Source organism: Kitasatospora sp. NPDC059327 (genome assembly GCF_042752535.1).
Taxonomy (GTDB): Bacteria; Actinomycetota; Actinomycetes; order Streptomycetales; family Streptomycetaceae; genus Kitasatospora.
On the sequence record NZ_JBHYYB010000120.1, the window covers coordinates 1 to 23,696 of the forward strand.

Genomic DNA, 23,696 nt, shown 5'->3' on the forward strand with positions numbered 1-23,696 from the left:
TTTTAACTCCATTTGGTTGGGTGTGGCCTGTTTATTTTTTTTAAACCACCCACCCCCCCCCCGGGGGGGGGGGGGGCGCCCGGGACCCCCCGGCCCCCCCCCACGGACGCGCTGCCAGGGCCCGGCATCCGTGAAGTGCACGTCGTAGCGGTCCTGCTCGCACAGGAGCCGGTCGAAGGTGTCCACCCCTGCGGCGACACGGCCGAGGTGGCGGAAGTACCCGAAGCGTTCCACGGCGGGTGCCATCACCACGAGCAGGTCGGCCGGGCGGCCGGCAGCCGCGCCGAACGCGTGCGGCAGCCCGGGCGGGACGACCACCAGGTCGCCCGCGGTGACGGCGGTCGACCGGTCACCGAGCAGGAACTCCACCGTGCCGCCGAGCACGTAGAACAGTTCGGCGGACCGTGCGTGGTAGTGCGGCCTGGCGCCGTCCGCGCCCTCCGCCAGCACCAGGCGGTTGGCACCGAACGCGCCACCGGGTGGCGAGGCGCTGGCGTCACCGTCGGCCAGCAGGTGGAAGGCGCTGCCGGCGGCCAGGGCGACGCGTTCGGCATCGGCCGCACGGACGACCACCACCGGCGCCGTCCCGGGCAGCGGCTCACGGGTGACCTGGGACGGGGGACGGGGGCTCGGGTGGGACGGCATGGTGGGGTCCTTCCTGGGTGGCCGACCGGTCGGGATCCATTCGAACGCGGGAATAGCGGCCGAACCAGGAGCAGTTGGCGATGGCACCGATCGGTGATCGTGATGGGTCGGCCCCGAGGCGTACCGCGCGCGCACCGCGACCGCACCGGGCACGAGCCGGCACGTCCGGAGAGCGACGGCCCGGGAGCACCGCGCCGGACAGAGCACACCGAGGGGGATCGTGGAACTGCGGCAGCTGGCGTACGTCGTCGCGGTGGCCGAGGAGGGCGGGTTCGGCCGCGCCGCCGAGCGGCTGGGCATCGTCCAGTCGGCGGTCAGCCAGCAGGTCCAACGGCTGGAACGCGAGCTCGGGGTGCTGCTCTTCGACCGTTCGACCCGGCGCGTCCGGCCGACGGCCGCCGGTGAGCGCCTGCTGCCGGAGGCCCGGGCGGTCCTCGTGGCGGCCGACCGCACCCGCCGGGTGGCCGCCGAGATCGCCGCCGGGGCCGACGGCACGCTCCGGCTGGGAGCCGTCCACGGGCCCGGCGACCGTCTCTACGCCGTTCTGGCCGCGCTGGCGGACGTCGCGCCGCGCCTGCGCGTCCGGCTCCTCCGGGCCGCCCCGGCGGAGCGGCTCGCCCTGGTCCGCTCGGGTGAGCTGGACGCCGCCTTCGTCCGCGGTCCGGCCACCGAGCCCGGGCTGGACCTCCTCGCGCTCTGGAGCGACCCGCTGTACGCCGCGCTGCCCGCCTCCCACCCGCTCGCCGATGTCGCGCCGGGCGATCCGGCCGGTGCCGCGTCTGACGGTCAGGCACCCGACGGACCCGCCCCACTGCCCCTGGCCCACCTGCGCGACCTTCCGCTGCGGCTGGCCCCCCGCGCGCACAACCCGCCGTTCCACGACCTGGTCACCGCCGCCTGGCACGCGGTCGGCGGAACCGCACCGGTGCCCGGCCCGCCGTTCACCACCCTGCGCGAGACGCTCACCGAGATCGCGGCCGACGCCCCGTCCTGGACGGTCTTCTACCGGGTGTCCGAGCTGCCGCCGGTCCCTCGGATCGCCTACCGGCCACTCGCCGGCCTCGCCGTCACCACGTCGCTCGCCGTCCGTAGCGGCCCGCCCCCACCCGCCCTGCGCCGGCTCCTCCAGGCGATCCGCGCGGTGACCCCACCCGTCTGACCCGCGCCCGTCCGACCCGCCCGTCCGACCCGCGCCCGACCGACCGACCGACCCCACGGTCCGGAACGCATCCGGGCGCCGCAGCGCCGGCGCCCGGACCGCGCCTCCGGCCTCGACGGCTACCGCTGCGGTCCGCCCGGCCCCTTCGTGTGCGGCCCCACGTGCGGCCCCGCGTGTCGGCGCTGGAAGGCCGGCGACTGGCCCCGCCCGGCGAAGTCGCGTTCGATCTCCGCCCGGCCCCGGCCGTCGGGGCGGAACGGGACGATCCCCCGCCCCGCCGCCGCGCTCCGGTACGGGCAGCGGGCCGACTCGGCGGGCCGCGGGGCGAGTGACCCGGCGCGGTTGAGGAGACGGGCGAAGTCGCCCGCCTCCTGGGCGGTTCCGCTGCAGTCCTCGGCCAGTACGCCCGGCACGGGGCAGGCCCGGTCCCGGCCCAGCGACCAGTAGGACAGTATCCGGATGCCCATCTGGTCGGCGAACGCCGCCAGTTCGGTGGCGTCGGTCGTACTGAAGACCTCGTTCACGGCGTCGTTGACACCCACCATGGGCGTGTTGCCCTCCATCGCCCACAGCTGCGCGGCGCTCTTGCCCGGCCAGATCCCGGCGAGTTGCTCGTGCAGGCCCTTCGCGGCCCGGACGGCGGTCAGGCCCATGTCGAAGTCGGGGCCGTAGTCCATGGTCATGATGTTGACCAGGTCGATCTCCAGGCTCTGATCACGGGCGTCGACCAACAGGCGCAGCGCCGGGTCGGACAGGCCGTGGGGGTGGGTGGGCAGGGTGTAGTGGACGGCGAGCCTGCGGCCCACCGCGGCGTACTCGTGCTGGAGCCGGGCCAGGGCGCGGGTGCGGCGCTCGTTGGCGGCGTCGTCCTCCAGGGTGGGCCCCTCGATGTCCAGGTCGATTCTGCGCAGGTCGAAGGCCTCCACCACGCGCCGGTAGGCGCCGACGAGGGCATCCACCGAGGTGCAGGCCCGCGCCAGCTCCGTCCCAGCGCCACCGCCCAGGGAGACGATCACATCGCCACCGGCCGCCCGCAGCGCCGCCACCGCCTCCGGCCACCCGGGCTCCGCGATCGGAATGGTGCCGTCGAGCGCGCCCTCGCAACCGCCGTCGCTGATCACGAAGCCCAGCGTGAAGTAGGACAGGCCCCGCTCCCGGTGGGCGCGTTCCAGCACGTCCGGGGATCCCCACGCCTCCACGTAGGGGGCGGTGAACCGCGCGGGGAACCGCTCCCGGCTGTCGACCGGGGACGGCGCGAGCGGAGCAGGCGCCCGGTAGGCCGCGGGCGGGACGGGCGCGGGCGCGGGAGCCGCCGCGCTCACCACGGGGACGCCCCGCGCCGCGACCGCCGGCGCCGCCGGAAGGACCGCGGTGGCCAGCGAGGAGAGCACCAGTGCCAGGGGTGTGAGAGTCGCGGACGGCTGGGACGGCCGGGGCATCGGAGCCCTCCTGTACGGGAGAAGCGATGGGACGACGTCGCTCCGGGAGAGCTGTCATCGATCATCGCCGCCCGACGCCGATCCGGCGGGACCGGCGGGTTCGGCGCGCCGCCGGGGCGGGAACCGGGCGCCCGGGACGGACCCGGGTCGTCCACCTGGCTCCGCCCTGACCCCGACCCGACCCCGACCGGCCCTGCTCAGCGTCCGGCCTGGGCTCAGCTCAGCTTCCGCGCCCCGTCGGCCGGCTCGGCGTGGTGGATCACCGGCTCGGCGTGGCCCGCCGCGCGGAACGCCTCGGTGACGCTGCCGGCCACCGCGTCGGCGGTGTCGGCGGCGACCAGCGCGATGACCGAACCGCCGAAGCCGCCGCCGGTCATCCGGGCCCCGAGCGCGCCGGCGGCCACGGCGGCCGCGACCGCGAGGTCCGTCTCCGCGCAGGAGACCCGGAAGTCGTCGCGCAGCGAGGCATGACCCGCCGTCAGGATCGGCCCGAGCGCGGCCGGGTCACCGGCGTCGAGCAGCGTCACCGCCTGCTGGACCCGGTCGTTCTCCGTCACCACGTGTCGCACCAGCGGCCGCAGTTCGGCGGGCAGCCGGGTGAGAGCCTCGTCCAGGCCGGTGAGCGGCACCTCGCGCAGGGCGGGCAGCCCGAGCAGTCCGGCGGCCCGTTCACAGCCGGCCCGCAGCTGCGCGTAGGCGCCGTCGCCGAGGTCGTGCTTCACCCTGGTGTCGATCACCAGCAGTCGCAGACCGGCGCCGGCCAGGTCGAACGGCACCTGGCGGACCGCCAGGTCCTGGGTGTCGAGGTACAGCGCCGCGCCGGCCCGGCAGCACATCGAGGCCATCTGGTCCATCATCCCGCAGGGCACGCCGACGTAGCGGTTCTCGGCGAGCTGGCAGAGCAGGGCCAGCTCCTGCTCCCCCAACCCGAGGTCGTGCAGGTCGTTGTAGGCGATCGCGACCGCGCACTCCAGGGCCGCCGAGGAGGAGAGCCCGGCGCCGGTGGGGACGTCACTGTCGAACAGCAGGTCCGCCCCGCCGACCCGGTGGCCGGCCGCGGCGAGCGCCCGGACGACGGCGGCCGGGTAGCGGGCCCAGCCGGTCACGTCGCCGGCGGCGAGCTCCTCGGCGGTCAGCTCGGTGACGGAGCCGTCGCCCTGGGCGCTGTACACACGCAGCCGGCCGTCGGTCCGACGGCGGGCCTGGACCCGCACGGTCTGCGCGAGGGCGATCGGCAGCACGAACCCGAGGTTGTAGTCGGTGTGCTCACCGATCAGGTTGACCCGGCCGGGGGCCGCCCACTCCCCATCGGGCTGGTGGCCGTAGAGCGCGTGGAACGTCGTCATGGTTGTCGTTCTCCGGGTGGGAGGTCTGCGGATGGAAGGTCCGGGGATGGAAGGTCCAGGGATGGGCGGCGTCCGGAAGGGAGGCCGACGGGCGGGAGGACGAGCCGGGCGCGGGAACGAGCCGGGCGCTCAGGAGGCGGCGGTCCGGGGGGCGGTCTCGCGCAGCCGCCGGGCGGCGGTCTCCGGGGCGATGTCGTTGACGAAGGCGTCCATACCGGACTCGACCCCGGCCAGGTACTTGAGCTTGTCGGCGGCCCGTCGAATGGTGAACAGCTCCAGGTGCAGGGCGAGTTCGCCGCCGTCGTGGGCGGGGGCCTGGTGCCAGGCGGAGATGTACGGCGTCCGCCCGGGGGCCTGCGGGGTGCCGAAGAGACCGTCGAAGCGGCGCAGCAGGTCGAGGTAGACGCCGGGGAACTCGGCCCGCTCGTCCTCGGTGAGCCCGGTGAGGTCCGCGACGCGGCGGTTGGGGTAGAGGTGGACCTCGTACGGCCAGCGGGCGGCGAACGGGACGAAGGCCGTCCAGTGCTCGCCGGCGGTCACGACCCGTGCGCCGTCGGCGCGTTCGGCGGCGAGGAGGTCCTCGAAGAGGTTGCGTCCGGTGGCTTCGCGGTGTCGGCGGGCCTGCTCGACCATGCGCGCGGTGCGCGGGGCGGTGAAGGGCAGGGCGTAGATCTGGCCGTGCGGGTGGGCGAGGGTGACGCCGATCTCGACGCCCCGGTTCTCGAAGCAGTACACCTGCTCCACCCCGGGCAGTGCGGACAGTTCGGCCGTGCGGTCGGTCCAGGCGTCCAGCACCAGCCGGACGCGGGCCTCGTCGAGGTCGGCGAAGGAGACGTCGTGGTCGGCGGTGAAGCAGACCACCTCGCAGCGGCCGTCGCCCGGCCGCGCGGTGCGCAGCGGGTCCGCGTCCGGCGCCTCGCCGCCCGGGGAAGCGGCCGGCGGGGAAGCGGCGAGCGGGGACCCGACCGACGGCGAACCGGCCGACGAGGAACCGGCACCCGGGGCACCGGCCAGCGAAGGGAAGCGGTTCTCGAAGACGGCCACCTGGTAGTCGGCCTCGGGAATCTCACTGAGGCGCCCGTCGCGGGAGGGGCAGAGCGGGCACTCGTCGGCCGGCGGGTGGTACGTGCGGGCCTGACGGTGGGCGGCGATGGTGACCCAGGCGCCGGTGGCCGGGTCGAGCCGTACCTCGGAGGCCGGGGCCGACCGGTCCAGCGGACGGCGGTCGACGGCGGTGTGCGGCGGTGCGACCGCGCCCGCGTCGAAGTAGATCAGCTCGCGGCCGTCCGCCAGCGTGGTCACGGTCTTGGCCATCGTTCCCTCTCGGTTCTCCGGCGCGCACGCCCCGGATGCAGTCACAATCAAACATTATCCAACGGAAGTCAACAGTGTTTTGCCAACAGCCGGCGACCCGACCTGTCATGATGGCGATGATCACCGTTCACCCGGGTCACCACCCGCCGGAGGAGGCTAGTCCGATGTCCGACACCCACCAGCCGCTCGCCGGCCAGCGGCGCACCCTGATCCTCGACCTGGTGCGCACCCGGGGCGGCGTGCGTGTCAACGAACTCGTCCGCGAGCTGGGCGTATCGGACATGACGGTGCGTCGGGACCTGGACACGCTCGCCCGCCAGGGGCTGCTGCACAAGGTCCACGGCGGTGCCGTACCGATCGAGGACCCGGTCGTCCGCGAGCCCGGCTTCGAGGCCAAGTCCTCCTGGCACCTGCCCGCCAAGGAGGCGATCGCCCGGAGCGCGGCCGAACTGGTCCAGCCAGGCTCGGCCGTCGGCCTGGCCGCCGGCACCACCACCTACGAGGTGGCGCGCTGCCTGCGGGCGATCGGCGGGCTGACCGTCGTCACCAACGCGCTGCGCATCGCCGACCTCCTGGAGGATCCCGGTACGGAGAGCGCGTCCGGCTCGGCCACCGTCATCCGCACCGGCGGCGTCCGGACCCCGTCGGACGCCCTGGTGGGCCCGGTCGCGGACCAGGCCATCCGCTCGCTGCACGTGAACGTGCTGATCCTCGGCTGCCACGGCCTCTCCGCCGACGGCGGGCTGATGGCCCCCAATCTCGCCGAGGCCGAGACCAACCGGACGTTCCTCCACTCCGCCCGGCGGGTCGTCGTGGTGGCCGACCACACCAAGTGGAACTCCGTCGGCCTGGTCTCCTTCGCCCCGCTCGACCAGGTCGACGTCCTGATCACCGATGACGGCCTCTCCGAGGAGCACCGCGCGGCAGCCGCCGCACTGGTCGGCGAACTGGTCGTCGTGCCGACCCCCTGAGCCCGGCGCGGACGGGAGCCGGCCGCCCTCGGCCGGGCGCCGGACACGATCGACCCGCCCCGGACAGGGCGCCGGACGCGGTCGCCGGCGAGGCCCGCGGCAGCCGCGGGTCGAGCCCCCGGGAGAGAATCGAAGAAGTCCCGGCCGACGATGTCGAGAACCCGTCGCCGGCTCCGTCCCCGTGGTGAAGCGCGACCGCACCGGGTCGCACCAGTGCCGAGGAGAACCACGATGGCCAAGTACCTGCTGCTCAAGCACTACCGCGGCGCCCCGGCCGCGGTCAACGACGTGCCGATGGACCAGTGGACGCCGGAGGAGATCTCGGCGCACATGCGGTACATGCACGACTTCGCGGACCGGCTCCAGGAGACGGGCGAGTTCGTCGACGGCCAGGCGCTCGCCCCCGAGGGCTCCTGGGTCCGGTACGACGGCGAGGGGCGCCCGCCGGTCACCGACGGCCCGTTCGCCGAGACCAAGGACCTCATCGCCGGCTGGATGGTGATCGACGTCGACAGCCACGCGCGCGCCGTCGAGCTGGCCGGGGAGCTGTCGGCCGCGCCCGGGGCGGGCGGGAAGCCGATCCACGAGTGGCTGGAGGTCCGTCCGTTCCTCGCCGCGCCGCCTACCATCACGGAGTGACCTCCCCGTTGAACGAGGCCCTGCTCCGGAGCCTCACCCCGAGCGTGCTCGCCGTCCTCGTCCGCCGCGGAGCCGACTTCGCGGCGGCCGAGGACGCCGTGCAGGACGCGCTGGTCGAGGCGGTACGTACCTGGCCGGCCGACCCTCCCCGGGACCGGAAGGGCTGGCTGGTCACCGTGGCCTGGCGCCGGTTCCTCGACGCGACCCGCTCGGACACCGCCCGGCGCCGGCGCGAGGACCTCGTCGAGGACGAGCCCGCGCCCGGCGCCGCGCCCGCGGTGGACGACACGCTCCAGCTGTACTTCCTGTGCGCGCACCCCTCGCTCACGCCGTCGTCCGCGGTCGCCCTCACACTGCGCGCCGTGGGCGGACTGACCACCCGTCAGATCGCCCAGGCCTACCTGGTCCCCGAGGCGACCATGGCGCAGCGGATCAGCCGGGCCAAGCGCACCGTCACCGGCCGGCGGTTCGACCGGCCCGGGGACGTCGCCACCGTGCTGCGCGTCCTCTACCTGGTCTTCAACGAGGGCTACACCGGCGACGTCGACCTCGCCGCCGAGGCGATCCGGCTCACCCGGCAACTCGCGGGCCGGATCGACCATCCCGAGGTCGCGGGCCTGCTCGCCCTGATGCTGCTCCACCACGCCCGACGCGCCGCCCGGACGGCGCCCGACGGGAGCCTGGTCCCGCTCGCCGAGCAGGACCGCCGCCGGTGGGACGCCGGGGCGGTCGCCGAGGGCGTCGAGATCCTGCAGGCGGCGCTCGCCCGCGACCGGCTGGGCGAGTTCCAGGCCCAGGCCGCCATCGCGGCGCTGCACGCCGACGCGCCCACCGCCGAGGAGACCGACTGGACGCAGATCGTCGAGTGGTACGACGAGCTCGTGCGGCTGATCGACAGCCCGGTCGTCCGGCTCAACCGCGCGGTGGCCGTCGGTGAGGCCGACGGACCGCGCGCCGGGCTGGCGGCGCTCGCGGCGTTGGACGGCCCGTCCCCGGGTTCCCCGACCGGAGGACGCGCCGTCCCCCGCCGCACGGCGGTCGCGGCGTACCTGCACGAGCGCGACGGCGACCTGGCGACGGCGGCCCGGCTCTACGCCGAGGCGGCCCACCAGGCTCCCAACCTCGCCGAACGCGACCATCTGACCCGCCAGGCCGCCCGGCTCAACGCCCGCCGCCGGCACTGACGGACGGCCCCGATGCGCGACCAAAGATCATCGGACGGTAGGATCACCCCGCAACACGACGCGAAATGGGGAGACAGTGGCGCGGGTTGCGGTGGTCGGTGGGGGCATCAGCGGGCTGGGGACAGCGCTCATGCTGGGCCGGCGGGGCCATTCGGTCACCCTGTTCGAACAGGACACCCGGCAGACCGGGGACGACCTCGACCGGGACTTCTTCCACTGGCACCGGCCCCGCATACCGCAGGCCGTCCAGCCCCACTCGCTCCTCGCGCCCGTACGCACCGTGCTGCTCGGCGAGACCCCCGATGTCTACACGGACCTGCTGGCCCGCGGCGCCCGGGAGTACCACGAGTTCGACTGGTTCGACGAGCACCCGCCGCACCGGGCCGGGGACGAGGAGCTGGTGACCCTGCGCACCCGCCGCATCGTGCTGGAGGCCGCCCTGACCGCGGCCGTGCGGCGGGAACCCACCGTGCACGTGCGACGCGGCCGCCGGGTCAGCGGCCTCACCGTCGCGGAGGGCCGGCCGCCCCGGGTCACCGGCGTGCGGGTGGGCGCGGAGCCGCACGAAGCGGACCTCGTCGTCGACGCGGCCGGCCGCCGCTCGCCCGTTCCGGCCTGGCTGACCGCCGCCGGGTGCCGACCGCCCGTGGTCGACAGCCACCGCGCCGGGATCGCCTACCTGTGCCGCTGGTACCGCCTGCGGGCCGACGGGCCGCGCGACCCCGGCCGGGTCAAGAACGGCTCGGCCGCGCCGTTCGCGCTCGCCGGCGTCTTCCCTTCCGACAACGACACCTTCGCGGTGAACCTGGTGCTCTCCACCGGTGATCCGACCCGGGGCGCGCTCATCGACCCCGCCGTCTTCGAGGCCGCCGCCCGCGCCTTCCCCGCCTGCGCCGCCTGGCTCGACCTGGCCGCCGAACCGCGGTCGGCCGTCCTGCCGATGGCCGGCCTGGACAACCGCTGGACGGCCCTCGGCGACGACGACGGCCCGGTCGTCACCGGCCTGGTCAACACCGGGGACAGCCTCATCCACACCAACCCCACCCTGGGTCACGGCGTGGCCCTCGGCCTGCGCGCCGCCCAGCACCTGGCCGCCCATGCCGACGAGACGGCCGAGGACCCCACCGGCTACCACACCTGGACGACGCAGGCCCTCCGCCCGTGCTTCGACGCCCAGGTGACCTCGGACGACGCCAACGCCCAACGCCTCGCCGAGAGTTCACCCCTCACGGACCGACGGGCCGCCGCCCTGGCCGCCTGCGCCTTCGACGACCCCGTCGTCATGCGGGCCCGCGCCCAGGTCCGCCACCTCCTGCGAACGCCCGACGAGGCCTACCGCACCGAGGAGGTGGACCGGCACGTCACCGCCTGGCTGGCCGCCCGCCCGGAGTTCACCCCGACGCACGACGGCCCGACCCGGGACCAGTGGGACGCGCTCATCGCGGGATGAGCCTGGGGCGGTGCCCCAGGCTGTGGGCGCTGGCCGGGGGCCCGTCCTCGAAGCCCCGGCACACCCGACCACCGCCGTCCGGCTGATCCGGCCGCTCGGTCCGGCTGCCGGCGACCGCGTCCGGCCCGGGGTGTTCGCCGCGGCTACCGCTGCGGCACCGGGACGTGGGCGGCGTCGCCGCCCAGCGTGACGTACAGGCCGGTCCAACGGCGGTCGGTGTCGGTCGGTGGCCCGCCGTCGCAGTACGCCTTGGTTCCGTTGGCCGTGTAGAAGCGCATCATCTCCAGCACCGCCCGCGGATCGGACTTCTCCCCACCGGTGTAGTCGGCGCCCGGGTCGTTGACCTGGTGCGGGAGACAGGACGGGGACGATGTGCCGGGCTGGGCGTCGAAACTGCCGTCGGGCTCGGCTCCACAGGCCGCCAGCAGCGGTCCGACGAGGAGGATCAGGCACAGCAGGTGGGCCGGGCGGGTGGTCATGACGGTCGGCCTCCGGGGCGGACGGGTGTTCACAGGGTCGAGGGAAAGCTGCGGACGACCAGCCCCAGGCCGACGGTCAGCACGAGCAGCGCCGTCAGCAGGGCGCTGTAGGGGGCGATCCGGCGCAGCCGTCCGATGACCGGACCGGTCGCCGCGCCGGCGAGCCGGTCGCCGACGCGGACCAGGAGCAGGCCCACGGTGGTGAGGGTGGCGGCCATGCCCAGGCCGTAGGCGACCACGAGGGCCGCGCCGAAGAGGGTGCGGCCGAGTGCGACGGCGCCGAGCAGGACCACCAGGGCGGACGGGCTGGGGACCAGGCCACCGGCGATCCCGAGGCCGACGAGGCCGCGGCGACCGGGCAGCGCGGGGTCGTGGTGGTGATGGTGACCACCCCCGAACAGACCGTGGCGGTGGTGGTGTGCGTGGTGGTCGTGGTTGTGGTCGTGCGGGTGGTCGTGGACGTGCCCGCGCTCACCATGGACGTGGTCACCATGCCCGTGGTCACCATGGACGTGGTCACCATGGACGTGGCCGCCGTGGACGTGGTCATGGACGTGGTCACCGTGCCCGTGGTGCGCGACCGGCCGCGGTTGCGACGCCGGGTGGCGGTGGTGGCCGGACGGGGCGACCGCCGCCGACGCGTGGGCGAGTTCCCTGGTGGGCTCGTGCTCGGGTTCCGCGTGGGTGTGTGCTGGGTGTCCGTGCGGCTCGGCGCCGCGGGAGCGCCGTACCGCGTCGCGCAGCAGACCGGCACCGACGACGGCGACCAGGGCGCCGCTGAGGACGCCCAGCCAGCCGAGCAGAACGTCGCCGGCCAGGGAGGAGAACGCGGTCAGGCACAGACCGACCACGAGCACGCCGGCGGTGTGGGTGACCGTGACGGTGGCACCGACGGTGACGGCGTCACGGGTGCTGCCGCGCCGGCCCGCGAGGTAGGCGGCCATCACGGTCTTGCCGTGTCCGGGCAGCAGCGCGTGCCCGGCGCCCAGCACGATCGACAGGAGGACGGCGAGCAGGCCCAGCGGAACGGTCAGGTGCCGGACGGTGCCGAGTTCGGTGAGGCGGGTGTCGAGGCTGCCGAGCCAGGCCGCGGGCCCGGACCCGTCCGCCGTCACGCCCGCTCCCCGGACCGGTGCCGAGCTGCCGCCGGGGCGCGCGCGGAACTCGGCGCGGGTGACACCGCTGGGGCTGTCGAGCAGGTCACGGGGGTAGTTCCGGAGTTCCTTGGAGACCGACTCGGCCGGGACGCTGGAGTGATCGACGGTGGTCCCGTCCCCCTGAGCGGTGATCTCGTTCCAGCCGACCCGGCTCGGGTCGCTCCCACTGACGACGCGCACGGTGGTGCCGTCGGCCGGAAGGCGCAGGTCCGCCCGCAGCAGGCATTCCAGCCGGCTGGTGCGCAGCCCCGCGGAGCCGTCCTCGTACTGGAACCGCCCGGTGTCCGTGCGCCAGGTCAGGGCCGCCGTCGCCCGGTCGGTCGTCACCTGGAGGCCCCGTGCGGTCCGGTCGCACTGCTCGGCGGCCCAGGCGGCGCGCTCGGCCTCGTCGACGGTGCCGTCGCCGTCGCGGTCGGCCTTCGGTTGCTCCTGGAGGGTGGGGATCTCGGCGGCGTCGGTGACGGCGAGGACCTCAAGGCCGTCGGGGTGGACGGTGAAGCCGAGGTAGTGGTTGACGGAGAAGTTCCCCAGGGGATGGGCGCCGGCGACCGGGACGGCGACGCCGAGCAGGAGCAACGTGCCCGAAGCAGCCACACCTGTCCGGGCGAGGAATCGTGGAACCGCCATGCTGGGGCCTCCGGGAAAGGGGCCGGCCGCCGCGGCGGCGAGGCCCGGCCCGGCAGGAAGGAGATGCGGGCTCGACCAGCCCGACGCACACCATCCGGGGCGGCAGGCGGCTCGGGATTGGCACCACTCCGGCCCCGGCGCACGCGTCACTCCACCGGGGCATCACCTCCGGACATCTGTTCCCGTCCACCGAACGGATGATCGCCACCGGTTGACCCGCTGGAGGGACGCCAGTGGCGTGCCGCCCTCCCCGTGCCCCCGGCGCGCCCGGAGAGCTGGACCTCTCGCACCGTCCGTGCGCCCGGGCGGGTGACATCGCTGAGCCACGGGAGTGAAGTGACCAAGCCGCGCCTGTACGGCTCACGAAGCCGTGACGGGATCCGGCCCACAGTGCCGAGTGCGGCTGTCCAGCCGGATCCCCCCTCCGTCGCCGCCTTCGGCCCGGAGTGGCGACCACCCGTCACGAAAGCGAGCACCCCACCCGCATGAACGTCACGCGCCGCCCTGCCCACCGAGGCTCCATCGCCCGCACCGCGGCGACCCTCACCACCATGAGCCTCGCCCTGGCGAGCACCGCGATCCTCGGGTCCGGCGCCGGTGTCAGCACCGCCTCCAGTCACCGCGAGGCACCGCTGATCGCCGCCGACCCGCAGGTCGACAACACCGACGTCTACGCCTTCACCAGCCCCGACAACCAGGACACCGTCACTCTCGTCGCCAACTGGCTGCCGTTCCAGGAGCCCAACGGCGGGCCGAACTTCTACCCCTGGGCCGACGGCGCGCACTACGACATCAACATCGACTCCCAGGGCACCGGCAAGCCCGACCTCACCTACCGCTGGACCTTCCACACCGAGGACCGGCGCGGCACCAACACCTTCCTCTACAACAACGGCGTCGTGAACAACCTCACCGACCCCACCCTGCTGTTCCGCCAGTACTACACGCTCCAGGAGCTGCGTCCCGACTGCGACCCGGTCACCCTGGTCGAGCACGGCAGCGTCGCCCCCTCCGACACCGGCCGCGCCTCCATGCCGAACTACGCGCGGCTCCGTCAGCAGGCCACCGTGGCGCTGCCGGGCGGCGGGCAGACCGTGGCGACCCAGGCCGCCGATCCGTTCTTCCTCGACCTGCGGGTCTTCGACCTGCTCTACGGCGGCAACCTCTCCGAGGTCGGCCAGAACACCCTGGCCGGGTACAACGTCAACTCCCTGTCCATCCAGGTGCCCAAGAGCCGCCTCGCCTACAAGGGCGACCCGACCCGCAACCCCGTCATCGGCGTGTGGTCCAGCACCGAGAAGCAGACCCTCAAGCTGAGCCCCGGCAAGGCCGAGCCGGCCGGCAAGTTCGTCCAGGTCTCCCGGCTGGGCAACCCGCTGGTCAACGAGGTCGTCCTGCCCGCCGGGCTCAAGGACGCCTTCAACTCCCTGCCGCCGTCGGAGGACCACAACCAGCCCGCCGTGGTCGCCAAGGTGCTGAACCCCGAGGTGCCGCAGCTGATCCAGGCGATCTACGGCCTCCCGGCCCCGGCCACCCCGCGCACCGACCTCCAGGAGATCTTCCTCACCGGCATCGCCAAGGCCGCCAACGGTCCGCTCGCCGTGGACCTCAACTCCCAGCTGATGAACAAGGACATCGACCCGAAGTGGTTCGTGCCCGCGGAGGAGCTGCGGCTGAACATGTCCACCCCGGTCACCGCGAAGCCCGACCGGCTCGGCGTCCTCAACGGCGACTTCCAGGGCTTCCCCAACGGTCGCCGCCTCACCGACGACGTCGTCGACATCGCGCTCCAGGTCATGGAGGGCGCCACCCCGGGCCACCTCATCCCCGCGCTCGCCGCCGGCGACAAGGTCAACACCGCCGACAAGCCGTTCGGCACCAGCTTCCCCTACCTGGCGCTGCCGTACGACAAGGCCGTCAACCAGCCCAACTGACCCACCCCGCCGGGTGGGTGGCCGGCCACGCCGCCGGCCGCCCACCCGGCCCCACCCGCCCGGCCCCACCCGTCGCACCGCCCCGCCCCGCCGAAGGACCGCCATGCGCCGCCTGCCCCTGCTGCTCACCACCCTCGCGCTGTGCGGCGGCCTGGCCGCGTTCGGGGCGCTGGACCGCACCTGGCCCGGCTCCCCCCGCCCCTCGGCGGACACCGCCCGGCCCCCGGGCAGCCGGTCGGCCCCCGACGGGTCACTGACCCGGGCGATCACCGCCGACCAACAGCGGCTGCGGCAACTCCCCGACGACGCGACGACCTGGGCCCGGCTGGGCGCGGAGTACGTCGAACAGGCCCGCCTGACCGCCGACCCGTCGTACTACCCGAAAGCCGACGAGGCGCTGCGCCGCTCCCTCACCCTGGCACCGCAGGCGAACGCCGACGCCCTCACCGGCCTCGGCGCCCTCGCCAACGCCCGACACCTCTTCGACCAGGCGGCCGACTTCGCCGCGCAGGCCATCGCCGCCTCACCGGCCCACTGGCCCGTCTACGCCGTGCTCGCCGACGCCCGGACCCAGCTCGGCGACGACACCGGCGCCACCGAAGCCGTCCAGCAACTCCTGGACCGCCGCCCCGGCACCGCCTCCTTCACCCGCGCCGCCTACGACCTGGAACAGCACGGCCGCACCGACGACGCCCGCGCCGCGCTCCGACAGGCCCTCGACGGCGCCTACGACCCCGCCGACCAGGCCTTCTGCCAGTACCAGATCGCCGAACTCGACCGGAACTCCGGCCACGCCCAGGAGGCCCTCACCGGCTACCGGCAGGCCCTGCGCACCGACCCCGACCACACCCCCGCCCTCGCCGGCCAGGCCCGCGCCGAAGCCGCCCTCGGCCGGCACGACGACGCCGTGCGCGACTACACCGCCGCCATCGCCCGCGTCCCGCTCCCCCAGTACCTGCTCGAACTCGGCGAACTCCAGGAATCCCTCGGCCACCCCGAACAGGCCCGGGACCAGTACCGGCTGCTGACCGCCGAACAGCAGCTGGCCGCCGCCAACGGCGTCGTCGACGACCTCACGCTCGGCCAGTACCAGGCCGACCACGGCGACCCGGCCGAAGCCGTCCGCCTGCTGCGCGCCGAATGGGCCCGCCGGCAGAACGTCCTCGTCGCCGACGCCCTCTCCTGGGCCCTGCACCGAACCGGCGCGGACACCGAAGCCCTCGGCCTCGCCCGGCAGGCCCAGGCCCACGGCTGGCGCAACGCCCTCTTCCTCTACCACCTGGGGGAGATCGAACACACCCTCGGTCACACCGACGACGCCCGCACCCACCTCACCGAGGCGCTCACCACCGACCCCGCCTTCAACCCGCTCCAGGCCCCCCTCGCCCGCACCGCGCTCACGGCCCTCGGCTGACCACGGCTCCCGGGGTGTCACCGCTCCTTGGACACGCGAAACGCCCGGGTGGGAGACCCCGGCCGGGCGCTCAGCTGTTGCGAGCCGTCGGCACGAGATAGGCGTACAGGTACGCGCAGGCCTCCGCCTCGGTGTCGAAGCTCGCCACGGTCCAGTGCGCGCCCCGCTCCCAGCCCTCGACCGCCCACCGACCGTCGGTGTGCTCGACGAGGACGGGGATGCTCTCCTGGACGTACTTGGAGCTCGGCAGGTCGCTCACTATGAGCCCGTAGGAGCCGCTGCTCACCCCGGCTTCGCGGAGCGCGACCAGGAGTTCGTGACGGTCCATGTGCGCAGTTCTCCGTTCCCGCCCGCGAGAAGTACCTCCGGGCAGAGCTGATTCACGGTCTTGTCGAGCTCCTACTGCGACGCGCCGTCGGTCTGGTCGAACACCGTGTCGACCTTACTCTCCTCGATGCCGCCGGCCGCCGCGTCGTGGTCCTCGGCCCCTTGACACCCGGCCCACGGATCGAGATCACGGTGACCCGCCGTCGCGGTCGCCGCTCGGACACCGCCGAAGTCTCCTCTGCGGACACCGGCGACGACCAGCCGTCAGGCATGGCGGCCGTCTCGGTCCCATGGGGTTGTGAGGTGCAGGGAAGATGACTTGAGTCTCCCGTGGGGGGAGACACCAGGGTGGGGGCATGGACGGCGACGGACTCTTCACGATCGGGGCTCTGGCCCGCAGGACCGGGCTGACGGTCAAAACCATACGGTTCTACTCCGACACCGGGATCGTGCCGTCGACCGACCGAAGTCCGGCTGGCTACCGGCTCTACGACATCACCGCGCTGGCACGCCTGGATTTGGTGCGCACGCTTCGCGACCTGGGCCTCGACCTCGCCGTCATCCGGCAGGTGCTGGACCGGGAGGTCACCCTGTCCGAGGTCGCGGCGGCCCACGCCGACGCGCTGGAGGTGCAGATCCGCACCCTACGACTGCGACGCGCGGTGCTGCGGGCGGTGGCCGAACGGGCCTCTACTCCAAAGGAGATGGACCTCATGCACAAGCTCGCGAAACTCTCCGACGACGAACGCCGACGCCTCGTCGACGACTTCATCGACGACACCTTCGGCGGTCTCGAAGCCAACCCCGACTTCGTGGCCCTGCTGCGCTCGGCCATGCCCGAACTGCCCGACGACCCCGATCCCGAGCAGGTCGAGGCCTGGGTCGAACTCGCCGAACTCACCCGGGACCCGGCCTTCCGCGCCTCCGTACGACGGATGGCCGAGCACCAGGCCGACGAACGCGCCCAGGGCGACACGACCGGCCTGCACCAGGAGCTCACCGAAGCCGTCCGCGACCGGGTCGGCCACGCCCTCGACACCGGCATCGCCCCGGCCTCCGCCGAGGCCATGCCCGTCGTCAGTGACCTGACCGCGCGCTACGCCCGAACCTTCGGCCGTGCGGACGACGGCGAGCTGCGCGCATGGTTGCTGACGCGTCTGGAGGTCGCCAACGACCCCCGCGCGGAACGCTACTGGCACCTGCTCTCCGTCATCAACGGATGGCCCGTCCCGCCGAGCCTGGCGCCCGTGTTCGCCTGGTTCATCGAGGCCCTGCGCGCCGGGACCAACAACGGCCCCGCCACCGCGTGACCCGGCCCTCGCAGCCCCGACCGGGCTGCGAGGGCCTCTGCCGGTTCGACGCACGGGCCTGGGCGGACTCCACCAGCCCGGCCACCGTCGCACGGCCGACCACCCCGGGCCCGGCGCCCTTGGTGACCCTGGTGACATCGGGTCCGAAGCCTCACGGTCGCGCAGGGTGAGGGCGTAACTCGCGCCGATCACACCACTTGCCCGGCCCTGGCAACGCTGCGAGCCTCGACATGGTTCTGTCAGCGGTGCGGGCTCCCAGTCTGAGAGCCCACTCCTCCGTCGGAAGCCGCGCCGTGCCATGCCCGCGGCGGCTTCCGACGGTCACACAGCCATGCGCACAGCAGATCCGATGAACCGTCAACACTTCGGAGGAAGCATGAGCATGAAGAGGATCCCGGCGGCCGTCTGCGCGACCGCGCTCGCCTGCGGCGCGGTGGTGGCCGTGTCCACACCCGCGTCCGCCGTCACCCTGGTCACCTGCGTCGGGACGACGACCGTCGACTTCTCCCCGGCCATCACCAACACCAGCCAGACCGTCGCGGTCAGCGGAGCCGATGTGGCCGGCGGCTGCCTCAGCCTCACCCACCCGGGGCTGACCAGCTTCAACGGACCGTTCTCCGGCACCGCCACCCAGTCCTGCACCACGTTCTTCGGCGGCGGTTCGGGCACCGAGACCTCTACTGGAACGACGGCACCACCAGCACCTGGGACTACACCAACACCTTCTCCAACGTCAACGGCACCAAGATCGGCACCTCGACCGGCACCATCTCCGCCGGCACCCTGGCCGGCAGCTCCGTGACCCAGACCATCACCTTCGCCAACCTCGACCTGACCGCCTGCTCCACCACCGGCCTGAGCCGGATCAGCGGCACCGACACCTGGACCATCACCGGCTGACGACCATCGCCACCCGGCCGGATCCGTCCGATTGAGGCCAGGATCCACGGGAGTGTCGGGGGCCGCCCCCCCCCACCCCCCGGGGCGGGCGCCGCCGAAAAAAAGGGGGGGGCCCCCCACCCCTGCCCACCCCCGGCGTCACCCCCCCCCCCCCCCGCCCGCACCCGCCGTTTTGCGCCACGTCACCAGGGGGTTGGCGCCCGCCCCCCCCACCCGGGGGGGGGCCGCACGACGTCATGAAACGTGGGGGCCACCCGCACCGACCGCTGCGGGACCGGCGGTACGGCGCGGCTTGGAAGGGCGTCTCGGCCCTCAGCACCGCCACCGCCGCGCGCGCCTGCCGATCCCTCCGCGACGGGCCCCAGGCCCCGCCTCCTCGTCAGAGGCCCGACCCTCACCACCGGCCTCGTCGCCGCACTCCCCGTCCGCTTCAGCCGACTGTCGGCGGTCACGCCTGGCTGCTGATCCCCGAACTCCCGCATACCGGTGCGGTGCAACTCGCGGTAGAAGGCGAGGATCTCGGGCAGGCTGCGACGACTCGGGATGGCCTGCGCCCCAGGGGTGGTCCAGTGCCGGCGGATGCCGCCGTGCGGGTCCGGCCTGGCCATGGGTCAGCTCCGGCCGAGCAGTTCGTACCAGCGGGTGATGGAGTCCTTGTACCCCTGTGGCATGGCCAGACCGGGTACCTCGTCGCGGCGAAAGAGGCCCGCTTCCTTGTGCTCGTGGCTGACGACCGGAGGCCGGTCAGCGTCAGTGGCGGTGCAGCCATAGGTGACGATGAAGACCAAGCGGCCGGGGAGCGGCTCGTACATCCAGGTATCCAGCAGCGGGCCGGCAGTGGCGTCCCAACCGCATTCCTCGCGGATTTCGGTCTCCACGCGCGTCTCCGGCGCCTCCTTGCCTTCGAGCTTCCCGCCGGGCAGCTCCCACTCCTGGCGCTCGTTCTTCAGCAGCAGCACCCGGTCCTGCGGGTCGAGGACCACGCCCTTGATAGAGACGGGGAACGTCGGTGGCACATAGGGCTTTTCGGTCATCTCTTCTCCCACGGTGCGCATCGGTCGGTCTGGCGCCGGCCGGGCGGGCCGTTGCCCGGCCGGCCGCGGTGGCGGCCCGCGGGGTTACGGGGCGGGTGCGCTCGGTCCGGTGGGAGGTTTCAGGCAGGGGGTGGTGACGCCCAGGACCATGCGGTTGTCGCCGGCGGTGCTGGAGACGTCGACGACGTACCGGCTCTCGGGATGACGCGCGGTGACGATCGAGTTCGGCTGGGCGGTGGGCGCTTCCTGGTAGGTCGAGATCTTGAGGCCCTCGCTCGTGAGGAGGTCTCTGACCTTGCGGACCACGTCATTGTGCTGGGTGTTGGCGACGTCGCTGTGAACTGCGTAGGAGAGGATGAACCGGTCGTCGGGCGCGGATTCCCCATTCTTTCCGACGCAGGACGTGAAGACGGGGTCAGCCGGCTCGGCGTTGATCTGGATTCCGGCGGTCTGGGCCAGGTGCTCGGTGATCTGCTGAACCCAGGTGAGTGCGTCGTCGCGGGACTTGACCGGCAGGGGGGCGTCCTTGCCCGTGCTGGGGTTCGTCATGCAGGCTCCAAGAGTCAAGATCATCAGCGTTGCTGCCACGGCGTACTTCAATGTGGCGACGCAGGGGTGCAGGGACGGGCTGGCCATGGCTGTTCTCCGATGTGAGGCTCAGTGGGGAAACGAGCCCCAGAACGGGTCTTCCTTGGGGGACGTGGTGGGTTCTTGACCAGCGATGACCCTGCCCTGGTTGAGAACGCTTTCGCTTTCCTCGTTCCAGTAGCCGCCGTGCCCGGAGGTGTCGATGTTGATGTTGTGCCCTCCGAATCCCACGATGTGGGGGCTGGGCCCCAGCGAGAATCCGCCGACTATACGGGTGGCGTCGTCGGTGGCTTCCCCGATCCAGAGGTGGTCCGGACTGACGGTCAGCTGGTTTGCGGTCAGGACTCCCATACCTGGGCTGCCGAGGGTCACGATGTCATCGGCCTGAAGGCCTCCCTTCTCGCTGTCGGCAACGCCGACGGCGAAACTGCCGTAGCTGTGGGCGATGTAGCTGAGGTGAGTCTTCGGTTCGCCGTGCGCCACCCTGAGCCCCTGGGAGAAGCGGCGCATGTCGTCGGCGGCATCGAGGCCGCGCATGGGGTTCGCCGCCTTCGGGATGCTCTCCGGCGTGTCGTAGCCCAAATAGGAGATGACGGCGACGGTTTCGCCCGCCTTGGCATACCTCTTCCCGTAACCCTGGAGCTGGCGGATTCGGTCGATCTGGCCGGGAACACCCGGCAACTCGGTATTGGTCCCGGGCACGAAGACGGAGGTGTGGGTGGCCTTGTCCGGATTGCCGGTGGCGACGATGGCGCGTCCGTCACCGCCGTAGGCCTCGGGGTCGATGCCGAGGAGGAACATCTGATGCTGCTCGTCCTTCGCGTCTGCCGTGTCCTCCAGCTTCTTCTTGATCTCGGCCAGTGCCGCCTTGCGCTTGTCGTACGCCGCCTGGTCGAGGCCGAACGACGCCGCGCTGCCGGCCTGCAGGGCATCGAGTTTCTGGTCCAGCACGAGCCGGTTGGCCTCGTCGCGGACGGCGGCCGGCAGGCCGTCCAGGCTCCCGATCCTGGCGGCGCTCAGCGCCAGGTAGGTCTCCTGCTGGCCGGGCGTGAGGCCCCTCCACCACTCGGCGTTCTTCTGCGGGTCCTTGCCATCCGGCACGTAGGAGTCGGCCAGGCCCAGGTCCTTCATCACGTCCGCGGCGTCGGTGCGTGTCTCGGCGACGGCTCCGTTCGCCCGCCCGCGGTTCAGGATGTCCCCGCTCAGGCGCCCGAGAGCGGTGTTGCCCTGGTCGCTCGCCGCCTGGGCGTCCTTCAGCGCCTGGTCGATCCGGGTCTGGTACCCGGCCCTGAGTCCCATGAGGTTGCGGCGCGCGCTCTGGGCGTCCGGGTCGTTGCGGTCCTCCGGGAGCTCCGGCGCGAGGTCGACCCTCCCGTCCGCCGAGACAGTCAGACCGCAGTCCTGGGCGCGGTGAACCGCGTTCGTCAGGTTCGTCTGCGCCTGGTACATCCGATCGGCGACCGTGTTCAACGTCAGCGCGACCGCCTCCGCCTCCACCCGGACAACGTCCAGCTCCTGCTCGGTCCGCGCCATGAACGGGAACGCAGCCTGGGCGTCGGCGCCCTGCCAGTGCTGGTGAAGGGGCCCGTTCACCTGGTTGCGATGACGCGATCCCACGGTCTCCGCAGTGTGTGCCAGCGCCTTCCAGTGCTTCGCGACGTCGCGCAGCCCCTGCGGATCGAACCTCACCAGGAGCTCGTAGACGTTGCTCACTGCTTCGCTCCCTGCTGGCTCCAGCCCCCGGCCACTGCCTGCTCGTTGTGGCCGTGAGCATCGGCGTTCGCGTCGAGGTTGGTCCCCGTGGCCGCGATCCGCTGCTGGAGCGCCGCGAGCGGCGCACTCCAACCGCTCCCCAACTGCCCGACCCCGGCGGCGACCGACCAACCCGCGAGCTGCCCACTCGTCGTCGCGGCCGAGGTCAGCGCGGCCTGGACAGGAGTGCCGAGTTCCTCCGCGAGCCCCCTCACCACCTGCGCCGACGCATGCAATTCCTGCAGAACGACATTGACGTCCCCCAACGCAATCTCCCCCCGGAGTCAGAGCCCGATGCGGCCCCCAGCCGAACCGATAATCCGACACCACCATACGCTGCGCATTCGTTCGAACACGCAAATGGCGGAATCGGCGCGCCGTCCGGTCCTGTCGGCGGCGGCGCCCGGCTAGCCGCCGTCCGACTCGATGCCCTGCGGTTTCGGCGCCCTCCCAGTGGGCCACCAACCCGGTCCCTTGCCCACCTCGCCCGGTTCACGGACCGCGCGTCACGCATGGCCTCCCTGCTGTCGGCGGCCGCCGACACCGACGGCTACGGCCGCCAGGTCACCGCCTCCCTCCTGCTGGCCCTCGACGGCGCGCTCCGGGGCCTGATCCAGCGATTGGAAGGTGGCTCTGACCGGCGATGATGACGGCACGTCTGGGCCCTCTCCTCTGCCAGGAAGGAAGCAGTCTCCAGGTGAAGAAGCACAGTCGGGGGACCCCTCCGTCCGCCGTGAAACTCGCTGGTCGCGAGTGCGGGCTGTACGGGACCCTGGGCACATGCCTCGACGCCTCATGTTCGTGCAGTTGAAGTCCGGTTACGACACCGACCGTGGACCCTCGTGGATCGGGTGGGTGGACTTCTCCAAGACGTGGAACACTGCGTATTTTCAGGGACGGACACTGCGCCGGGCAGGCGGGATGTTCGACGCGAACTTCTACGACACGCAGACCGATGAGGAGTTCTGGGTCTCCGGACCGAAGCGGGACCGCACCGACACCCGCTACGGACCCTCCAACACGGAAGTGGAGCCGGATGCCGTTGGGGCCTACCGCGCCTTCCTGGACGGCGCGCCCCTGCCAGGCCGGGGGTGGAACCGGCGCCGCCCCGACGCGACAGCCAGGCCCCAGCCATCCCCGCGACCAGCATGAAGACCTGAAACGGTCCGCCGGGAGAACCGACGGACCGTCACGAAAGATCGAGGTCAGTGGAGCACGAGGACTTGGCCCAGGACACGCCGGACAGGTCAAGGGTCATGGGACTGGCTCCTTCCGAGCCTTTGTGAACCAGCGTCAGCGATGTTGCCGTGACGCCACTTTTCACCACCAGCCGATCGTACGACCCGTCCCCCACCGACACGAGAGGGCCTCGACCGGGACGCCCGTCGGGGCCCTCTGCACGTGGGTCGTCTCAGACGCCGCCGAAGTCGCCCTTACGGACGCCGGCGACGAAGGACTGCCAGGCATCGGCGGCGAAGACGAGTGCGGGACCCTCGGGATCCTTGGAGTCACGCACGGGAACAGCACCCGGGAAGCTCGCCGAGACCTCCAGGCACTGACCGCCGTTGTCGGAGTACGACGACTTGACCCACGACGCGCCGGACAGATCGAGGTTCATGGGGCTGGCTCCTTCCGAGCCTTGTGAATCAGTGCCAGGAAGGCCGCCTTGGGCAACGCTTCCACCACCAGCCGATCGTACGACCCATCCCCCACCGACACGAGAGGGCCCCGAGCGGCATACCGATCGGGGCCCTCTGCACGCGGGCCGTCTCAGACGCCGCCGAAGTCGCCCGACCGAACGCCGGCGACGAAGGACTGCCAGGCATCGGCGGGGAAGACGAGCGCGGGACCCTCGGGATGCTTGGAGTCACGCACGGGAACAGCACCCGGGAAGCTCGCGGAGACCTCCACGCAGTTGCCGCCGTTGTTGGAGTACGACGACTTGACCCACGACGCGCCGGACAGATCGAGGTTCATGGGGCTGGCTCCTTCCGAGCCTTGTGAATCAGTGCCAGGAAGGCCGCCTT

General features: G+C 72.8%; 24 protein-coding genes. 10 read left to right on the plus strand and 14 right to left on the minus strand.

The features are described 5' to 3' along the window. The coding region (locus ACFXHB_RS39035) for a cupin domain-containing protein (RefSeq protein ID WP_380580910.1) at positions 1–645 on the minus strand (645 nt) is incomplete at its 3' end. 220 nt (positions 646–865) lie between these two features. On the opposite strand from ACFXHB_RS39035, the gene ACFXHB_RS39040 reads away from it, so the two are divergent. Next, the gene (locus ACFXHB_RS39040; protein WP_380580912.1) at positions 866–1,804 is read left to right on the plus strand and encodes a LysR family transcriptional regulator; all 939 of its coding nucleotides are present in this window, start codon (positions 866–868) and stop codon (positions 1,802–1,804) included. Between the two features lie 119 nt (positions 1,805–1,923). On the opposite strand, the gene ACFXHB_RS39045 is transcribed toward ACFXHB_RS39040, so the two are convergent. From ACFXHB_RS39045 to galT, 3 genes are all read right to left on the minus strand, one after another. Then, positions 1,924–3,243 carry a chitinase gene (locus tag ACFXHB_RS39045; protein ID WP_380580914.1) on the minus strand — a complete coding sequence of 440 codons (1,320 nt, stop codon included), beginning with the start codon at positions 3,241–3,243 and terminating at the stop codon, positions 1,924–1,926. A gap of 215 nt (positions 3,244–3,458) precedes the next feature. Then, complete coding sequence (gene galK, locus ACFXHB_RS39050) at positions 3,459–4,589, minus strand: galactokinase (RefSeq protein ID WP_380580916.1); 1,131 nt, start codon at positions 4,587–4,589, stop codon at positions 3,459–3,461. A 129-nt stretch (positions 4,590–4,718) separates the two neighbouring features. Next, positions 4,719–5,903 carry a galactose-1-phosphate uridylyltransferase gene (gene galT, locus ACFXHB_RS39055; protein WP_380580918.1) on the minus strand — a complete coding sequence of 395 codons (1,185 nt, stop codon included), beginning with the start codon at positions 5,901–5,903 and terminating at the stop codon, positions 4,719–4,721. Positions 5,904–6,067: 164 nt separating this feature from the next. Here galT and ACFXHB_RS39060 point away from each other — a divergent pair, with 164 nt between their 5' ends. From ACFXHB_RS39060 to ACFXHB_RS39075, 4 genes are all read left to right on the plus strand, one after another. Beyond that, positions 6,068–6,874 carry a DeoR/GlpR family DNA-binding transcription regulator gene (locus tag ACFXHB_RS39060; RefSeq protein WP_380580920.1) on the plus strand — a complete coding sequence of 269 codons (807 nt, stop codon included), beginning with the start codon at positions 6,068–6,070 and terminating at the stop codon, positions 6,872–6,874. A gap of 231 nt (positions 6,875–7,105) precedes the next feature. Beyond that, positions 7,106–7,513 carry a YciI family protein gene (locus ACFXHB_RS39065; protein WP_380580922.1) on the plus strand — a complete coding sequence of 136 codons (408 nt, stop codon included), beginning with the start codon at positions 7,106–7,108 and terminating at the stop codon, positions 7,511–7,513. Positions 7,514–7,521: 8 nt separating this feature from the next. Continuing rightward, a complete protein-coding gene (locus tag ACFXHB_RS39070; protein ID WP_380580960.1) occupies positions 7,522–8,697 on the plus strand; it encodes an RNA polymerase sigma factor in 1,176 nt (391 codons plus the stop codon). A 76-nt stretch (positions 8,698–8,773) separates the two neighbouring features. Then, complete coding sequence (locus tag ACFXHB_RS39075; protein WP_380580924.1) at positions 8,774–10,147, plus strand: FAD-dependent oxidoreductase; 1,374 nt, start codon at positions 8,774–8,776, stop codon at positions 10,145–10,147. 143 nt (positions 10,148–10,290) lie between these two features. Here ACFXHB_RS39075 and ACFXHB_RS39080 read toward each other — a convergent pair whose 3' ends face one another. Next, positions 10,291–10,626 carry a hypothetical protein gene (locus ACFXHB_RS39080; protein ID WP_380580926.1) on the minus strand — a complete coding sequence of 112 codons (336 nt, stop codon included), beginning with the start codon at positions 10,624–10,626 and terminating at the stop codon, positions 10,291–10,293. Positions 10,627–10,655: 29 nt separating this feature from the next. After that, positions 10,656–12,410 (minus strand): high frequency lysogenization protein HflD, encoded by a 1,755-nt coding sequence (locus ACFXHB_RS39085; protein ID WP_380580928.1) that lies wholly within the window; start codon positions 12,408–12,410, stop codon positions 10,656–10,658. Between the two features lie 485 nt (positions 12,411–12,895). Between ACFXHB_RS39085 and ACFXHB_RS39090 the strand changes: the two genes are divergently transcribed. Together ACFXHB_RS39090 and ACFXHB_RS39095 are read left to right on the plus strand one after the other, a co-directional pair. After that, entirely contained in the window at positions 12,896–14,344 is a 1,449-nt protein-coding gene (locus tag ACFXHB_RS39090; protein WP_380580930.1) for a DUF4331 domain-containing protein, read from the plus strand. A gap of 103 nt (positions 14,345–14,447) precedes the next feature. Continuing rightward, positions 14,448–15,758, plus strand: coding sequence for a tetratricopeptide repeat protein (locus ACFXHB_RS39095; protein WP_380580932.1), 1,311 nt, complete (start codon positions 14,448–14,450; stop codon positions 15,756–15,758). 70 nt (positions 15,759–15,828) lie between these two features. Here the strand turns inward: ACFXHB_RS39095 and ACFXHB_RS39100 are convergent, their stop codons facing one another. Next, the gene (locus ACFXHB_RS39100; RefSeq protein WP_380580934.1) at positions 15,829–16,086 is read right to left on the minus strand and encodes a hypothetical protein; all 258 of its coding nucleotides are present in this window, start codon (positions 16,084–16,086) and stop codon (positions 15,829–15,831) included. Between the two features lie 355 nt (positions 16,087–16,441). Here ACFXHB_RS39100 and ACFXHB_RS39105 point away from each other — a divergent pair, with 355 nt between their 5' ends. Then, on the plus strand, positions 16,442–17,395 hold the full coding sequence (locus ACFXHB_RS39105; RefSeq protein ID WP_380580936.1) for a MerR family transcriptional regulator: 954 nt from the start codon (positions 16,442–16,444) through the stop codon (positions 17,393–17,395). Between the two features lie 357 nt (positions 17,396–17,752). On the opposite strand, the gene ACFXHB_RS39110 is transcribed toward ACFXHB_RS39105, so the two are convergent. The 5 genes from ACFXHB_RS39110 to ACFXHB_RS39130 form a co-directional block, all read right to left on the minus strand. Then, entirely contained in the window at positions 17,753–18,064 is a 312-nt protein-coding gene (locus ACFXHB_RS39110) for a hypothetical protein (protein ID WP_380580938.1), read from the minus strand. 842 nt (positions 18,065–18,906) lie between these two features. Beyond that, complete coding sequence (locus ACFXHB_RS39115; RefSeq protein ID WP_380580940.1) at positions 18,907–19,329, minus strand: NUDIX domain-containing protein; 423 nt, start codon at positions 19,327–19,329, stop codon at positions 18,907–18,909. Positions 19,330–19,413: 84 nt separating this feature from the next. Further along, positions 19,414–19,878 (minus strand): hypothetical protein, encoded by a 465-nt coding sequence (locus ACFXHB_RS39120; protein ID WP_380580942.1) that lies wholly within the window; start codon positions 19,876–19,878, stop codon positions 19,414–19,416. A 108-nt stretch (positions 19,879–19,986) separates the two neighbouring features. Further along, complete coding sequence (locus ACFXHB_RS39125; RefSeq protein WP_380580944.1) at positions 19,987–21,630, minus strand: alpha/beta hydrolase; 1,644 nt, start codon at positions 21,628–21,630, stop codon at positions 19,987–19,989. Next, complete coding sequence (locus ACFXHB_RS39130) at positions 21,627–21,935, minus strand: hypothetical protein (RefSeq protein WP_380580946.1); 309 nt, start codon at positions 21,933–21,935, stop codon at positions 21,627–21,629. The genes ACFXHB_RS39125 and ACFXHB_RS39130 overlap by 4 nt, the downstream gene beginning before the upstream one ends. A 246-nt stretch (positions 21,936–22,181) precedes the next feature. Here ACFXHB_RS39130 and ACFXHB_RS39135 point away from each other — a divergent pair, with 246 nt between their 5' ends. Together ACFXHB_RS39135 and ACFXHB_RS39140 are read left to right on the plus strand one after the other, a co-directional pair. Beyond that, positions 22,182–22,316, plus strand: a complete 135-nt coding sequence (locus ACFXHB_RS39135; protein WP_380580948.1) for a hypothetical protein — start codon at positions 22,182–22,184, stop codon at positions 22,314–22,316. 133 nt (positions 22,317–22,449) lie between these two features. Continuing rightward, positions 22,450–22,821 carry a hypothetical protein gene (locus ACFXHB_RS39140; RefSeq protein WP_380580950.1) on the plus strand — a complete coding sequence of 124 codons (372 nt, stop codon included), beginning with the start codon at positions 22,450–22,452 and terminating at the stop codon, positions 22,819–22,821. A 259-nt stretch (positions 22,822–23,080) separates the two neighbouring features. Here the strand turns inward: ACFXHB_RS39140 and ACFXHB_RS39145 are convergent, their stop codons facing one another. Together ACFXHB_RS39145 and ACFXHB_RS39150 are read right to left on the minus strand one after the other, a co-directional pair. After that, positions 23,081–23,287, minus strand: coding sequence for a DUF397 domain-containing protein (locus tag ACFXHB_RS39145; RefSeq protein WP_380580952.1), 207 nt, complete (start codon positions 23,285–23,287; stop codon positions 23,081–23,083). 152 nt (positions 23,288–23,439) lie between these two features. After that, entirely contained in the window at positions 23,440–23,646 is a 207-nt protein-coding gene (locus ACFXHB_RS39150) for a DUF397 domain-containing protein (RefSeq protein ID WP_380580954.1), read from the minus strand. Between the last annotated feature and the right edge of the window lie 50 nt (positions 23,647–23,696).